Source organism: Aestuariivirga sp. (assembly GCF_020252405.1).
In the GTDB taxonomy this organism is placed as follows: Bacteria; Pseudomonadota; Alphaproteobacteria; order Rhizobiales; family Aestuariivirgaceae; genus Aestuariivirga.
Genome location: NZ_JADCDA010000028.1, coordinates 1 through 15818, shown reverse-complemented (window position 1 = coordinate 15818; position 15818 = coordinate 1). Strand labels below are relative to the sequence as shown.

Here is a 15818-nt window from a genome sequence, read left to right as displayed (position 1 = left end):
GCGATGGGAGAAGGTGGCCGACAGGCCGGATGAGGGCTTCTTTCCGCATCGGAATCTGTGGACAAAGGCCCTCATCCGCCCTTCGGGCACCTTCTCCCATCCTTCGGACGGGAGAAGGGAACCCATATGCGATAGCCCTGGTCACTGGCGGGGAGGAACCGTCCCGCGCCTTACTGCGCCAGCATGGACGTGGCGTCCGAGATCACGTCGGCCGCCTCTTCCTCATTGCCCGCGGCGCACAGCTTTTCGGCCTGGGCCACCATGTCCTGCAGCTGGGACTTGACGTCCGGCTGCGCCTGGCTGGCGGCCAGCGCGCTCTTGAGGGCGCCAAGGTCCGCATCGCAGGGGCCGGCCAGAACCGGGCTGGCGAGAGCGGCAAGCAGGCCGAGGGCGGGCAGGGCGGATTTCATGGCGGGAACCTCTTTCGTCAACGCCTGCACTCTATAGCGCGGGGCGGTTGGTCGCGCCAATCCTCCCCGTAGTGAAAGTGGCAATCAATCGTTGACTCATGCCGCAGAAAAAGGCGACCGTAAGCTTGACGCAAGAAGGGTCGAATCGGACCCCGGCGACAGGGGGGCGGAGACTGCGGCGCCAGCAAGAGCGCAGGGTCCCGGCCAAAACAGAAAAGAGTGAGGACAGCCGGCAACGCGCGTTGCCCGGCGCGTAGCATTTCACCTCACGCGAGGCGAGGTTGGCGTAAGGGGAATGCTGGGCTTCTTGCGGAACAGGGCGGGAAAGGGTTGCCGGAGTCCATTGCTCCGCAGATTGCCGTTTATTCTGGCGATGCTGATGGCCCCCTTGGCCTTCGCGGCTGAGGCGCAGGCCACCAACCTCGTCGTCAACATTGTCGGCAGCGAAGGTTCGATCCCTCTGGGTGGCACCGTCACCTACACGGTCACCATCGAAAACGAGGATCTGCCCACCAACTCCTCTCCGCAGACGACACTCAGCCTGAGCATTCCCGGCACCTTCACCTTCACCGGCACGGAAGCCGGAAGCCCCATCACCGGCTGCACGCCGCAGCCGGGAATTGGCCCTGTCACCGTGACCTGCACCGTGCCGCCGATTGCGGGCGGCTCCGCCGTCAGCCTCCAGGCCCTCGTCAAAACCAGCGCGCAGGGCACTTTCTTCGTCACCGCGACAGTGCCGGCGGACCTTTCAACCGACCCCTCGGCCAGCCAGAAAACCACGGTCACCGCTGGCACGGATCTGTCGCTTGACGTCACCGGTCCGGCAAGTTCCGCCTCGGGCAGCGAGGTCGCCTATGATTTCGCCGTCAGCAATCTCGGCCCGCTGCCTGCCACGAATGTGGTTGTTTCGTTTCCCATTCCCGCCGGTCTCGGGGGTCTGGTCTGGCCGGAGGGCTGCGTGCTGTCCGGCGCCAACTATCTCTGCACCATTCCGGGGCCTGTTCCGGTTGGCGGAACGGCAAGCCTGCAGCTTAAGGGCCAGATTGCCGTCGCCTCAAATTCCGACATCACCGTGACGGGTGAGATCACCAGCAGCAACCCGCCCGACCGCATCACCAGCAACAACCGCAAAACGAAGACGACAGCCGTCACAGAGGGTTCTAACGTCAAGATCGCCAAGAGCCGCTCACCGTCGACGCCCAAGCTGCTGATTGGCGACACCGTCACCTTTACGCTGACCCCGAGCTTTACTGGCGAAACCCCGCTCGTCCTTAAGATTGTCGATGACATTCCGGACGTCTTCCAGATCGATTCCGTCGCGCCTGCGGCGGGCAGCGGCTGGAGTTGCGATGTCGTGGGCCAGACCGTCACCTGCACACTGCCTTCGGGTGGTGCTCCCGGCTATAACGTGCCGCTCGGCCCCATCACCATTGGCGCCACGGCGGTGGCGGCCGGCAAGGCCACCAACTGGGTCGACATCACGTCGGAGAGCCCGACCGACCCGAACCTCCGCAACAACAGGGCAAACGACGGCGGTGTGGAGATCATCGGCAAGACCGCGGACCTCCGCGCCAACAAGTCCACCTCGGCCAACCCGGTGCTTGAGGGAACGCCGTTCAGCTTCACCATCAGCACGTCCAATCTGGGCAACCAGCCCTTCACCGGAACCATCGTGATGACGGACTCGCTGCCCGCGGGGCTGCGGGTCGATTCCTATGCGGCGCTGAACGGCTGGAGCTGTTCACCCGCTGAGCCGGTGACCGGCCCGGCCCCCATCGTCTGCACGCGCGACTATACGGCCGATTCGCCACTGCCGGTCGGCGTCACCACGCCTGGCGTCGTTCTTGCAACCGTCTCCACGGTCTCCGGCGCAACAAGTGTCACCAACTCAATGACGGTGACCACCGTCAACCCCAACTTCCCCGATCCCAATCTCATCAACAACACGGCCACCATTAAACTCAATTCGACCGGCAGCGGCAACCAGGCCGATATCTCCGTCATCAAGACGGCCCTCAACAAGAAGATTGCCTCGGGCGACCTTCAGCAATTCGACATCGAGATCGTCAACACCGGCCCCGGCGCCTCGTCCACCATCGCCTTCATCGATGACCTGACCAGCCTCATCGACAATAAAACCGGCGCCAACAACGGTTTCGTGCAGGCCTCCTGGTCACCCAATGCCGCAACAGGCATGATCTGCACCACGACGCCCCTTGGCGGGGCGACGGGGACCGCAGTGCGTTTCAGCTGCGCCATCGCCACGCTGCCTGTCTGCACCGCCGGGACCGATTGCCCGACGATCCGGATCGAGGTGCGGCCCGGCGGAAATGCCGGAATGCGCGCCAACAGCGCAACCGCAACATCAAGCGTCACCTACGATCCCAACCCCAACAACAACACCGGCAGCGACACCTTCGAGGTCACCGCGCTGGCCGACGTCACCATCGGCAAGACCGTCAATCCGTCCAATCCGCGGGCGGGTCAGGCTTTCACCTATGTGCTCACCGCCACCACCACCCCGGACGGCCGGAGTGCTGCGGAGAATGTCACCGTCACCGATACGCTTCCGTCCGGCCTGATCTTCCTCGGCGCCGTGCCATCCAGCGGCAGTTGTTCCAAGCTTCCGTCCGTTGGCAAGATCATCGGTGGTCCGGTCCCGGAGCAGTCAACCCCGGGCTTGCTGGAGTGCAATCTCGGCACCATTGCCAACGGTTCGCAGCGGACCGTGACAGTCACCGTCGCGGCCACCACCGCACTGGCCAACACCACTGTCACCAACTTCGCGACCGTCAGCTCCCCCACCACGCCGGGCGATGACGGAGGCAACAATTCCGCCTCCGTCGACGCGGAGATCAGGCCGCCCACGCTCGATCTTCAGATCAACAAGGTGGACACGCCGCTGCCGGACTTCGGACCAGACCCGGTGGGCATCGGGTTGAACATGGTCTATGGCCTGATCATCAGAAACAATGGTCCCTCCGCGGCGCAGGATGTCGTGGTCACCGATACGCTGCCGGAGAATTTCCTCGCCTTTCAGTCGGTGAGCGCGCCGCCGGACGTCTCCTGCAGCGGACCCGTCGGGCGCGAATTGGCCTGCACCATTCCTTTGATGCTCTCCGGCGCCACCCGCGTCATCAAGATCACGATGAAGGGCACGGCGAAGGGCGTTGCGCGGAACGTGGCGACGCTGTCCTCGCCCGAGATTGCGGCGGGCTGGGACACCGATCCGGACAACAACAGCGACGACGAAGCGACCAGCGTCCGCACCCGCGCCGACGTGGAGCTCGTCAGCAAGATTCCCTCGAAGACGCCGGTGGCGCTGCTCGAGCCCTTCAGCTTCGAGATCAAGGTCCGCAACAATGTCGGGACCGGCCTGTCGGAAGCGGACAACGTCGTCCTGTCGGACCCGCTGCCCAACGGCATGAAGCTCGTGGGCAGCCCCACGGGGGTGGTCACGGCCGGCACCACCACAGCGAACAGCTGCACGGGTGCGGCGGGAAATACGTCATTCACCTGTTCGTTCGGCACCATGAGTTCCGGTGCGGAGGTCACGGTCACCGTGCCGGTTCAGGTCGTGGAGGCGTCCAGCACGCAGCAGGTCTTCACCAATACGGCCAGCGTCGCCACCTCCTCGGTGGAGGAGAACACCGCAAACAACTCGAAATCCGGTCAGGTGACGGTCGAGAGCGCGGCGCTCGCCGGGCTTGTCTTCCGTGATTTCAACAACAACGGGGTCCAGGACCCCGGCGACACCGGCATCGGCGGCATCGCAATGACGATGACCCGCACCGGAGGCGGCACAGTGGCGAGTTTCACCGTCGCCACCACGGCGGATGGCAGCTATCTTTTCCCTGCTGTTCCGCCGGGCACATATTCGGTGACCCGCGGCCCGGTCGATGACCCGGCGCTGATCAACGGGCGCGCCATTCCCGGCAGTGCGGGCGGCAGCGCCGCAAGCGCCATCGCGATCAATGGGGTTGCGCTCTCCGGCGGCACCGCCACAGGCTACAACTTCACGCTGCCGCCTGCCGCCAACATCTCGATCAGCAAGGCGCTGCTCGCCGGGCCGACGGTCAATCCCGACGGCAGCTTCGATGCAAGCTTCCGGCTCACGATCAACAACCCCAGCATCCAGCCGCTCGTCAGCCTGGTGGTGACGGACGAGCTGGCGGGCGGGCCGCCACTGTTCGGCAGCTTTGCCGCCAACCCCACGCAACCCGGCGCCTACGGCATTTTGGCCGCTCCTTCGGGCAGCTGCGGCGGCCTCAATGCCGCCTTCAACGGCAGCAGCGACAAGGCTGCGGCACAGGGCTTCACGCTGGCCGCCAGCACCAGCTGCACGGTGGACTTCAGCATCCGGGTCATGCCCACCATCCCGCTGCCGCCGCTGCAGAACGGCGCGCGTTACTTCAACCAGGCGGGCGTTGCGGGGCAGGGCGGAGGCACGGGCGATGCCGTCTCCTCCGCGTCGCAGCTCGTGCCGCTGTCGCCCGAAGTCAGCCAGATGACCATCGCCAAGGTGCTGACGGGCTACCAGGACAAGGACGCCAGCGGCTCGATCACGCAGGACGATATCCTGTCGTTCAAGATCACCGCGACCAACACCGGCAGCGTGCCGTTGACAGATGTGGTGGTCTCCGACAACCGCATCACGCCGGACAGCAACAGCTGCCCGCTGCTGCAGCCGGGCGAGACCTGCGTGCTCACAGGCGTCTACACCGTCACCCTCGCCGATGTGCAGGCGGGCGCCGTCGTCAACACCGCGACGGCTGACAGCAACGAAACCAATCCCATCACGGCAACCGTCACCACGCCGGTGGTGGCCGTGGTGGACGAGAACACGCTGACCAAGAGGGCCCTCGTCAACACCGTGAAGCGCGGCGAAAAAGTGCCCTATGTGATCGTCGCGGAGAAGGTTCCGTTCAACCCGGCGCGGATCGTGGACGTGATGCCGCCAGCCTTCAGCTATGTCCCCGGCAGCGGCGCCGCCAATGGCACGAAGGTGGAGCCCACGGTCGAGGGCCGGAATCTCACCTTCGACGGGCTCGTGCCGGACCCGAAGGGCAAGATCAAGCTGGAGCTCACGCTGGTCGCCACAGCCGCCGTCAATCCCGGCGTGGCTGTGAACCAGGCGCAGCTGGTGGACCCGCGCTCCGGTCAGGTGGTGGCCACCGCAAAGGCGCGCGTCACCATTCTCGCCGAGGCCGTGTTCGATTGCGGCGACATCATCGGCAAGGTGTTCGACGACCAGAACCGCAACGGCTACCAGGACGAGGGCGAGCCGGGGCTGCCCGCGGTGCGCGTCGCCACGGTGGGTGGCCTGCTCATCACCACCGACTCCAATGGCCGCTTCAACATCCCCTGCGCCGACATTCCGGATGCCGATATCGGCTCCAATTTCATCGTGAAGCTCGATGCGCGGACGCTGCCCACCGGCTACCGCGTGACGACCGAGAACCCGCGGCGCGTGCGCCTCACACGGGGCAAGGTGGTGAAGCTCAATTTCGGCGCCTCGATTTCGCGGCTGGTGAAGCTGGAGCTCAACGGCAAGGTTTTCGCGCAGGGCTCCTCCGCGCTGCTGCCCAAATGGGAAAGCGGGCTCGACAAATTGGTCTCGGCGCTGCAGGCGGAGACCTCGGTGCTCGAAATCACCTATCGCGGCAGCGATGGCGCCTTGGCCAAGGCGCGGCTGCGCGCCGTGAAGGACGAGATCGCCCGGCGCTGGCAGGCGGTTCCGGACCGCTATGACCTTGCGATCGACACGCGCATCGTCTCCGGGGGCGCGCCATGAGGGCGGGGCGGCTGGCCCTCGTCCCGTTGCTGCTGCTCTGCGGCACGGCGCTGGCGCGCGCCGGCGAGCCGGAGGACGCGCTGTTCTCGATCAGCGTCGATGGCCAGCACGTGGCCGGAACGCCGGGCACGCCGGACAAGAACCGCAACACCGACAAGGCTTTGGAACAGGCCGACATCCAGGTGAAATATGACGGGCTCAACGCCAGGCCCATCCTCAATGCCGCGACCGCCTCCTCGCGCCGCTCCTTCGCGGTGGGCGAGGAGGTGGAGATCCTCGCGTCCAGCAACTACCCGGCCTATATCGCGCGCCAGGAGATCCGCATTTTCGCCACCGGCAGGCGTGCTCCGGCAGCCCCCATCGCGGTCGTCAAGGTGGGCAAGGGCAATATCGCGCGCTGGACCATGCCCGAGGCCTCCGCCACGCAAGGCTTCGACGATTTCGTCTATGTGCTGCGGGTCTACGACGCCAAGGGCCGTTTCGACGAGACACGGCCGCTGACGCTGGTGCGGCGCTCCGCGCTGGACTCGAAACCGGCGGAGGAGGGGCCTGCGGCGCCCGGCTTCAGCGACGACAACACCTCCTTCCGGAACATCCGCGTCGATGGCGGGGCGGTGACCGTGGCGGGCCGCAACGTGCCTGCTGGCGCCACGGTGGATGTGCTGGGCGAGCGGATTCCGGTCGATGGTGATGGCCGCTTCGTGGTGCAGCGCATGCTGCCGGTTGGCGAGCACGACGTCGCTGTGGCGCTGAAGGGCGAGAAGGACGGCAGCCTCACCTTCGACCGCAGCATCAACATTCCGTCAAGCGAGTGGTTCTACGTCGGCCTCGCCGATTTGACGCTCGGCTCCAGGACGGGATCGAAACACATCGAAGACGTGGCGCCGGGCGAATATGACGGCGTCTATGACAAGGGCCGCCTCGCCTTCTACCTGAAGGGCAAGATCAAGGGTTCGTGGCTCCTGACCGCCGCGGCCGACACGGGCGACGGCAGCGTCGAGAACATGCTGACCGGCCTCGACGAGAGGAACCCGCAGAGCTTCCTGAAGCGCATCAATCCCGAGGATTATTATCCGGTCTATGGCGACGACTCGGTGGCGATCGAGGATGCGCCGACGAGCGGCAAGTTCTATGTCCGCGTCGAGCGCGGCGACAGCCGGGTGGTGTGGGGCAATTTCAAGACCGATATCCGCGGCACGGAGTTCCTGCGCAATGACCGCGCGCTTTATGGCGCCAACCTTGTGCTGAAGAGCGACAAGATGGCGCCCTCTGGCGAGCGCTCGGGCGAACTCCACGGCTATGCCGCCCAGCCCGGCACGCTGCCGCAGCGCGACGTGTTCCGCGGCACCGGCGGCTCGGCCTATTTCCTCACCCGCCAGGACGTGACGACGGGGTCGGAGACGCTCTATATCGAGGTGCGCAATCCGGTGACGGGCCGCGTGGTTGACCGCAGGACGCTGGTTTTCGGCCGCGACTATTCGATCAATTATGTGCAGGGCCTCATCCTGCTCAACGAGCCGCTGTCCTCCAGCACCGACAACGGCAATCTGGTGCGTGACGGGGCGATCGGCGGCAACCAGCAATATCTCGTCGCGGCCTATGAATATGTGCCCACGGCGGGCGACGTCGACGGCTATGTCTATGGCGGCCGGGCCCAGCAGTGGGTGGGAGACCATGTCCGCCTCGGCGTCACCGGCGCGCTGGAGAAGACGGGTGCGGCGGACCAGAAGCTGGGCGGTGCGGACATCCAGTTCTACAAATCCGAGCAGACCTTCCTCGAGGGCGAAGTGGCGGTGTCGGAGGGGCCGGGCTTCGGTTTTGCGGAATCGCTCAACGGCGGTCTCACCGTCACCGAGCCGGGCATCGCCGGCAGCGCGGGCGATTCCGCCATGGCCTACCGCGTGCTGGGCCGCCTCGACCCGGGCGAGGTCATTCCCGGCGCCAAGGGCGATCTCCAGGCGAGCTTCGCCTATAAGCAGTCCGGCTTTTCGACGCTGGACGAGCAGGTGACGGAGGACCGCTACGAATATGGCGTCAAGGGCGATCTCGAACTATCGAAGCTTCTGACGCTGAATTTCTACGGCGACCGGCTGGAAAGCGGCGGCGACGTCACCCAGAACCAGGCGGGCGCGGACCTCACCTATATGCTGAAGCAGGACCTTTCGGTATCGCTTGGCATCCAGCAGCTCGACGTCAACAACCCCGGGAATGACATCGACGGCACCCGCACCGACACGGCGCTGAAGCTCACCCGCATCTTGAGCGACACCTCATCCGTCTATGCCTTCGGCCAGGCCACCCTGGCGCGCACGGGCAATGTCGACCTCAACAACCGCGGCGGCATCGGCGGCACGCGGCAGTTCACCGACACGATCGACGGTTCGGCGGAAATCTCTTATGGCGATGGCGGCATCGGGGGCCGCGCGCTGCTCAGCTACCAGCCCGTCGCGTCGGACCGCTACTATATCGGTTATGCGCTGGACCCCGGCAATTACGTGGCCAACGACCTCCTGTCAGGCAAGCAGGACGACGATCTCGGCGGCATTATCGCGGGCGTCAAACACGGCTTCAGCGAGCGGCTCTCGGTCTATGCCGAGAACAAGTATAATTTCTGGTCGGCCCAGCCGAGCCTGACCCAGGTTTATGGCGTCACCTATACGCCCACGCCCGAGTGGAAGCTGGGCGGCGCCATCGAATCCGGCAAGGTGTGGGGGAACACCGCCGATCTGGGCTTCACCGACGGCAACTTCAACCGCAACGCGGTGTCCGCGACCGCGGTTTACAATCCGGATGACAAGATGACGGCCTCGGTCAAGGGCGAGGTGCGTTTCGACGATGGCAACAGCGCCGATGGCGGCGATCAGACGGCCTATTATCTCGCGGCGCGCTATTCGAACGCGCTGAACGAGAATTGGCGCGTGCTGGCGGCGCTCGATGCGGTGGTTTCGGACGCCACCGACTCCTCCATCGGCGGCAATTACGTGCAGGCCTCCGCCGGCTATGCCTATCGCCCGGTGCTGAACGACCGCCTCAATGCGCTGGCGAAATATGTCTATGTCTATGACGTGCCGGGGCCGGACCAGGTGAACATCGACGGGCAGACCGGCGGCCCCTCGCAGCAGAGCCATATCTTCAGCGTCGACGCCACCTATGATCTGACGCAGATGGTGTCGGTCGGCGGCAAATACGGCCTGCGCATCGGCGAGTGGAAGCAGGAGGACGGCAGCGGCTGGGAGAACTCCACCGCCCAGCTCGGCGTCATCCGAGCCGATCTCCATGTGGTGAAAAAATGGGACGTGCTGATCGAAGGCCGCTGCCTGTGGGAAAACGCCAGCCAGTCCGCCAAGTGGGGCGCGGTGGCCGCATTGTATCGGCAGATCAACGACAATTTCGACGTGGGCGTGGGTTACAATTTCGGCCGCTATTCGGACGACCTCGCGGACCTCTCCGCCAATGACCAGGGGTGGTTCGTGAACGCGGTCGGAAAGCTTTAGGCTGCGGCCATTGCCATTCGCTCTTGCCGCGACAGGGGCGATGTCTTGCGCCTACCGCTGCTCTTCGCCGCCCGCGAGGACGATCACCCCGATGATCATCAGTCCGGTCAGGATCAGGCGCACGCCCGCGCTTGCGCCGAAAGTGTTCAGCATCGTCACCAGCAGATACATGAACAGCGCCGCACCCCAGATGCCGGGCACGTTGGCGCGGCCGCCCGCGACGGACGTGCCGCCGATCACCACCGTGGCGATGGAGGCGAGCAGGAATTCCTCGCCCATGTTCAGCGCCGCGCCGCGCGAGAAGCCCGACAGCAGAATGCCGCAGACGCCGGCGAGGAAGGCGCTCAGCACATATGTGACGAAACGGGTGCGCCCGGCATTGAGCCCCGCGAGCCAGGCGGCGCGGCTGTTCTGGCCCACCGCGAGAACGCTCCGGCCATAGACGGTGCGGCTCAGCACCACCGCCATTGCAATGGAAAGCGCCAGCACCGCAACCGCCATGATGGGAATGCCGAGCACCTGCGCCCCGGCGAACTGGGCGAGCGGCTCCGGCGGCTTGATGCGGATGCCGCGGCCGTAGGAGATGGCGGTTGACAGCACAAGGAAGCTCGATGACAGCGTCGCGATGATGGGCGGAATGCGCAGCAGGCGGATGAGGCCATAATTGAAGGCGCCGACGGCGGCCGCAGCCCCCAGCGCCGCGAGGATGCCGATGGCCATGCGGCCCGTATCCTCGTCCATCACCTTCATGGCGATGACGCCGGAGAGCGTGATGGTGGCGGGGATCGAGAGGTCCACATTGCCGGGGCCGGTGGTGATCACCATCATCTGACCCAGACCCACGATGATGGTGAAGGTGGCGAAGGATAAGGCCGCCGTGAGGATGGCCCCGGCGCCCTGGCCTTCGGTGTAGGCGATGGTGGCGAGCCACACGGCAATCGCCGCGCCGAAGGAATAGACCCAGGGCTGGCGCAACAGCTTGCCCATCATCGCTTCTGCTCCCCGTATGAGACGAGTGCCCGCAGCGCCAGCACGATGATGAGGATCGCCCCTTGCGCGCCGATCTGCCAGTCGGGCGAAATCTTGAGGAAGATGAGGAAGGAACCGGCGAGCGCCAGCGTCAGCGCGCCGACCACCGCTCCCATGGGCGAGACCCGCCCGCCGGTGAACTCGCCGCCGCCGAGGATCACGCCGGCTATGGAATAGAGCGTGTAGCGGTCCGCCACATGCGCGTCGCCCGAGGTGGTGAGACCGAGCAGCGCGAGGCCCGACAGCACGCCGAACAAGCCTGCCAGCATGTACATGACGACCTTGGTCCGCAGCATCGACCAGCCGGCGCGCGTCAGCGCCTTCGGGTTGCCGCCGGCGCCGCGCGCCACGACGCCCCAGGAGGAATACATAAGGGCCAACTGAACCACGGCTCCGATCACCACCGCGGCGATGATGGGAAAGGGTACCCATGGCGTTTGCACGGCCATCAGCGCCTTCAGCCAGTCAGGCGCCTTGCCGCCGGGCGAAGGCAGGATCATCACCGAGATGCCGAGCCAGACGAAGGACAGGCCCAGGGTCACCACGATCGAGGGCAGGTTGCGGATGTGGATCAGCGCGCCGATGGCGCCATAGCAGGCGATCAGCGCCAGCATGGCGAGGAGGCCCAGCGCCGGGCTCCCGTACATCAGCGTGGCCCCCACGCAGCTGACGAGGCCGACGAAGGGGCCGATCGACAGGTCGAGGTCGTTGACCGTGATGATGAACATCTGCGCGACGGTCGCGAGCGCGATGGGCACCGCGTATTGCAGCATCAGGTTGAGCCCGAAATAGCTCATCGTGCGCGGCTGCACATAGAAGGTGGCGGCGAGCACCACGGCCAGGGTGAGGAAGGGCAGGGCCTGGCGCAGCAGACGGCGGTTCATGCCGCAGGTTCCGCGAAGCTCGCCTGCAGCACCTTCTCCTCCGTCAGTTCGTCAGCGCCAAGAGCGGCGGCGATGGCGCCGTTCCTGAACACATAGGCGCGGTCGCAATGCGTCAATTCGTCGATCTCGGTGGTGTACCAGATGAAGGTGCGGCCCGTCCCGGCCTCCGCCCGGATCATCGCATAGACTTCCTGCTTGGTGCCGATGTCGACGCCGCGCGTCGGGTCGTCCATCAGGATGACCGCGGCATCGGAGGCCAGCGCCCGGGCGAACAGCGCCTTCTGCTGGTTGCCGCCGGACAGCGTCAGGATGTTGTTGTTGACGTCCGGGGTGCGGATCGCCATCCGGTCCTTCCACTCCCCGGCCAGCCTCGCCTCGGCGGCGAGGTCGATCAAACCGCCCCTGCGCAGCGTTGCGAGGGAGCGTGTGGTGATGTTGCGGCCGATGGACCAGAGATTGAACACGCCATCCGACTGCCTGTCACCGGCGATGAAGGCGAGCCTGCCCGTCACCTGCGCCTCGCGGCGCTCGTAGATCCGCAGCAGCATGCGCGTCTGGCCATGGCCCGCGAGCCCTGTGAGGCCGATGATCTCCCCCTTGCGCGCCTCAAGCGCCGCGGGGCCGCCGCTGCGCGGCCGGGCGCTGACCATCACCTCCGCCCCCGCGGTGCGCGCCGCGCCGCGCGTGTGCTCGCGCGCTTCCGAGCCCATGGCGGCAACCAGCGAGTTGCGGGTGAAATCGCCGGCCTTGCGATCCGCCACGGTCTTCCCGTCCTTCATCACCACGATGCGGCCGGCCGTGGACAGGATTTCGCCGAGGAGATGCGAGATCAGGATGATGGAGGTTCCGCGCGCCGTTTCCCTTTTCACATAGGCGAGGAGCTGCCGCGCGGTGACGGCGTCAAGCGAGGAAGTGGGCTCGTCGAGGATGACGAGGCGCAGCTTGCCATCCGTCACCGTGAAGGCGCGCGCGATCTCCGCCATCTGGCGCTGGCCGATGGCGAGGCCGGCAATCTCGTCGTCGGGTGCTATGCCGTGGCTGGGAAATATCTCATCGAGCTTCTGGCGGATCAGCGCGCGGGCGCGGCCCTTCCAGCCGAAGCCTTTCAGCGACCGGTGCACAATGCGCACATTCTCCGCCACCGTCAGGTTGGGGCAGAGGGAAAGCTCCTGGAACACGCAGCGCACGCCTTCCGCCTGCGCCGCTGCCGCGGTCCAGCCGCCGGAGCAGGGCCTGCCGCCGATTGACAGTGTTCCGGCCGAGGGCGTCAGGTTGCCGCTCAGCACATGCATCAGGGTGGACTTGCCGGCGCCATTGTGGCCGACGAGCCCGAGGCATTCGCCGGCATCGACCGTCAGGTCGACTCCGGCCAAGGCGCGGACGGCGCCGAATGATTTTTCGACGCCGTCCAGTCTGATGGCTTGCCCGGACAAGTGCTTACTTGCCCGCGATCACCTTCTGGGCGTCCGCCAGGCTGTATTCGACATTGGCAACACCGCCCTTCTCGGTGGTGGCGAGATTGGCCTCCAGCGTATCCTGGTCGATGCGCAGGAAGGGCACGGTCAGGTCCTTCGGCACGTCCTTGCCGTCAAGGATCTGCTGGGCAACCCAGAAGGCCAGCGTCGAGACGCCGGGCGCGATCGAGACCGACATGGTCTCGTAGCCGCTCTTGTCCTTCTGCTCCTTCCACCACTGCAGCTCATCCTGGCGGTTGCCCATGATGATGGTGGGGGTGGGGCGCCCGGCGGCGGCGAAGGCCTGGGCGGCGCCATAGCCGTCACCGCCTTGCGTCACCACGGCCTTGATCTCCGGCAGCGACGGCAGGATGCCGGCCACGGCCTTCTGCGCCACTTCCTGCGCCCAGTCGCCATGCACCGAGCCGACGATCTTGAACTGCGGGTTCTTGGCCGCTTCGCTGTTGATGCCCTTGGAGATGGCGTCATCGACGAATACACCGGCAAGGCCGCGGATTTCGAGCAGATTGCCGCCCTCCGGCATTTTCCTGGCGAGGTACTCGACCTCCGAAGCGCCCATTTTCTCGAAGTCCACCGCGATCCGCCAGGCGCAGGGCTCGGTCACGATGCCGTCGAAGGAGACGACCACGATGCCCGCGTCGCAGGCCTGCTTGATCACGCCGTTCAGCGCATCGGGCGAGGCGGCGTTGACGACGATGGCGTTGTAGCCCTGCAGGATCAGGTTCTGAATCTGCGCGGCCTGTTCCGTCACCTGGTTTTCCGAGGTGGTGAAGGGATCGGCGGCGGCCACCACGCCATCGGCGACGGCCTGCTTGGTCACCTTGTCCCAGCTTTTCAGCATGGCCTGGCGCCAGGAATTGCCGGCGTAGTTGTTGGACAGCGCGATCTTCTTGTCCTTGGTGTCGGCCATGGCCGGGCCGACCGCCAGAAGGGCGGCAAGTGCGATGGTGCAGGCGAGCGTTTTCTTGAGCATCCGGGGGTCCTCCCATGACCGGTTTCGAGCCCTCTGATCCAGGGGCTCATGCCTGCATGCTAACATATCAGTTGTTGAGGGCAATGCCGCGCGGGCCGTTCCGGACGCGGAGCAGTCATTCCTGGGGCGGATTGCACCTTTCCGCTGTCTGCATTATACGATCTTTCCATGTCCCATGCGCGGAACATTCTGTTCGTCCCGGCGGCCCTGCCGCTGCCGCCCGCGCCTGGCCGCCTGCTTCTTAGCTGCCCCTGAGGGCCGGCCGGGCATTTGCCTTGGCTCTCGGGGGGCTCGCACGAAAAAACCCAGCTCAGCCAGGCATGACCGAAAGAACGCTTCCATGATGATGTCCCCTCGCGAGAAGTACCGCCCGTTTCCGCAGGTCCGTTTGCCAGACCGGCAATGGCCCAACAAAACCATCACCCATCCGCCCGTCTGGTGTTCCGTCGATCTCCGGGACGGCAACCAGTCGCTGATCGAGCCGATGGGCCTCGACCGCAAGATGCGGATGTTCGACGCCCTTCTCAGGATGGGCTTCAAGGAGATCGAGGTGGGCTTCCCCTCGGCCTCCCAGACCGATTTCGACTTCGTGCGCCACCTGATCGAGGGCAAGAAGATCCCCGACGGCGTCACCATCCAGGTCTTGACCCAGTCGCGCGAGGAGCTGATCCGCCGCACCTTCGAGAGCCTGAAGGGCGCGAGGAGCGCCATCGTGCATCTCTACAATTCCACCTCCGAGCTGCAGCGCCGCGTGGTGTTCAAGCTCGACAAACCCGGCATCATCGACATTGCGGTGAAGGGCGCAACGCTCATCCGCAGGCTTGAGGCGGAATTCGGCATGGAGAACGTGATCCGCCATGAATATTCGCCGGAGAGCTTCACCGGCACCGAACTCGACTTCGCCAGGGACATCTGCGAGGCGGTGATCGACGCTTATGAGCCCTCGCCTTCGAAGAAGCTCATCCTCAACCTGCCGGCCACGGTGGAAATGTCCACCCCCAATGTCCACGCCGACCAGATCGAGTGGTTCTGCCGCAACATCAAGATGCGCGATTGCCTGACCATCTCGCTCCACCCGCACAATGACCGCGGCTGCGCCGTGGCGGCCACCGAACTCGGCCTGCTGGCGGGTGCTGACCGCGTGGAGGGCACGCTGTTCGGCAATGGCGAGCGCACCGGAAACGTGGACATCGTCACGCTGGCCATGAACATGTACAGCCAGGGCGTGGACCCCGGCCTCGACTGCTCGAACATCAACGAACTCGTCCGCATGGCGGAGTATTGCAACCAGCTGCCCATCCACCCGCGCCACCCTTACGCGGGCGAACTCGTTTTCACCGCCTTCTCGGGCTCGCACCAGGATGCGATCAACAAGGGCTTCAAGGCCATGGCGGCATCCAACTCGCCGCTGTGGGAGGTGCCTTACCTGCCCATCGACCCGATGGATCTTGGCCGCTCCTATGAGGCGGTGATCCGCATCAACTCGCAGTCGGGCAAGGGCGGCATCGCCTATATCCTCGAAAAGGAACACGGCATCGAACTGCCGCGGCGGCTGCAGATCGAATTCTCCAGGGTCGTCCAGGCCATTGCCGATGGCGAGGGCGTGGAACTTGCCGCCGACCGCCTGTGGACCGCCTTCGGGGCGGAGTATCTCGAAGGCAACGGCCGCTACGGTTTCGTCTCCCATGCCGCGGGCGCCGGGCAGACGGGGCAGGATGTGGTCGCGAAGATCACGGTGGATGGCAACCTCAAGACCATC

General features: G+C 65.5%; 8 protein-coding genes. 3 read left to right on the top strand and 5 right to left on the bottom strand.

The window, feature by feature from the left end; translation table 11 throughout:
- Positions 1–170 precede the first annotated feature (170 nt).
- Entirely contained in the window at positions 171–410 is a 240-nt protein-coding gene (locus tag IOC69_RS05535) for a hypothetical protein (RefSeq protein ID WP_290542541.1), read from the bottom strand.
- A 379-nt stretch (positions 411–789) separates the two neighbouring features.
- Between IOC69_RS05535 and IOC69_RS05530 the strand changes: the two genes are divergently transcribed.
- Positions 790–6204: an SdrD B-like domain-containing protein gene (locus IOC69_RS05530; protein WP_290542540.1), complete on the top strand. Its 5415-nt coding sequence runs from the start codon at positions 790–792 to the stop codon at positions 6202–6204.
- The gene (locus IOC69_RS05525; protein WP_290542539.1) at positions 6201–9698 is read left to right on the top strand and encodes a TonB-dependent receptor; all 3498 of its coding nucleotides are present in this window, start codon (positions 6201–6203) and stop codon (positions 9696–9698) included. The genes IOC69_RS05530 and IOC69_RS05525 overlap by 4 nt, the downstream gene beginning before the upstream one ends.
- A gap of 51 nt (positions 9699–9749) precedes the next feature.
- On the opposite strand, the gene IOC69_RS05520 is transcribed toward IOC69_RS05525, so the two are convergent.
- From IOC69_RS05520 to IOC69_RS05505, 4 genes are all read right to left on the bottom strand, one after another.
- The gene (locus IOC69_RS05520; protein WP_290542538.1) at positions 9750–10688 is read right to left on the bottom strand and encodes an ABC transporter permease; all 939 of its coding nucleotides are present in this window, start codon (positions 10686–10688) and stop codon (positions 9750–9752) included.
- The gene (locus IOC69_RS05515) at positions 10685–11611 is read right to left on the bottom strand and encodes an ABC transporter permease (protein ID WP_290542537.1); all 927 of its coding nucleotides are present in this window, start codon (positions 11609–11611) and stop codon (positions 10685–10687) included. Before IOC69_RS05515 ends, IOC69_RS05520 begins: the two co-directional genes overlap by 4 nt.
- Entirely contained in the window at positions 11608–12984 is a 1377-nt protein-coding gene (locus IOC69_RS05510; protein ID WP_290542536.1) for a sugar ABC transporter ATP-binding protein, read from the bottom strand. Before IOC69_RS05510 ends, IOC69_RS05515 begins: the two co-directional genes overlap by 4 nt.
- Before the next feature lie 64 nt (positions 12985–13048).
- Entirely contained in the window at positions 13049–14059 is a 1011-nt protein-coding gene (locus IOC69_RS05505; protein WP_290542535.1) for an ABC transporter substrate-binding protein, read from the bottom strand.
- Between the two features lie 340 nt (positions 14060–14399).
- Here IOC69_RS05505 and leuA point away from each other — a divergent pair.
- Positions 14400–15818 (top strand): 2-isopropylmalate synthase (gene leuA, locus IOC69_RS05500; RefSeq protein ID WP_290542534.1); only part of this gene is annotated, 1419 nt, incomplete at its 3' end.

Bases quoted from the DNA above. Each gene is read 5' to 3' on its own strand.
- IOC69_RS05535 (WP_290542541.1), bottom strand. From the start codon at position 410: ATGAAATCCGCCCTGCCCGCCCTCGGCCTGCTTGCCGCTCTCGCCAGC.
- IOC69_RS05530 (WP_290542540.1), top strand. From the start codon at position 790: ATGGCCCCCTTGGCCTTCGCGGCTGAGGCGCAGGCCACCAACCTCGTC.
- IOC69_RS05525 (WP_290542539.1), top strand. From the start codon at position 6,201: ATGAGGGCGGGGCGGCTGGCCCTCGTCCCGTTGCTGCTGCTCTGCGGC.
- IOC69_RS05520 (WP_290542538.1), bottom strand. From the start codon at position 10,688: ATGATGGGCAAGCTGTTGCGCCAGCCCTGGGTCTATTCCTTCGGCGCG.
- IOC69_RS05515 (WP_290542537.1), bottom strand. From the start codon at position 11,611: ATGAACCGCCGTCTGCTGCGCCAGGCCCTGCCCTTCCTCACCCTGGCC.
- IOC69_RS05505 (WP_290542535.1), bottom strand. From the start codon at position 14,059: ATGCTCAAGAAAACGCTCGCCTGCACCATCGCACTTGCCGCCCTTCTG.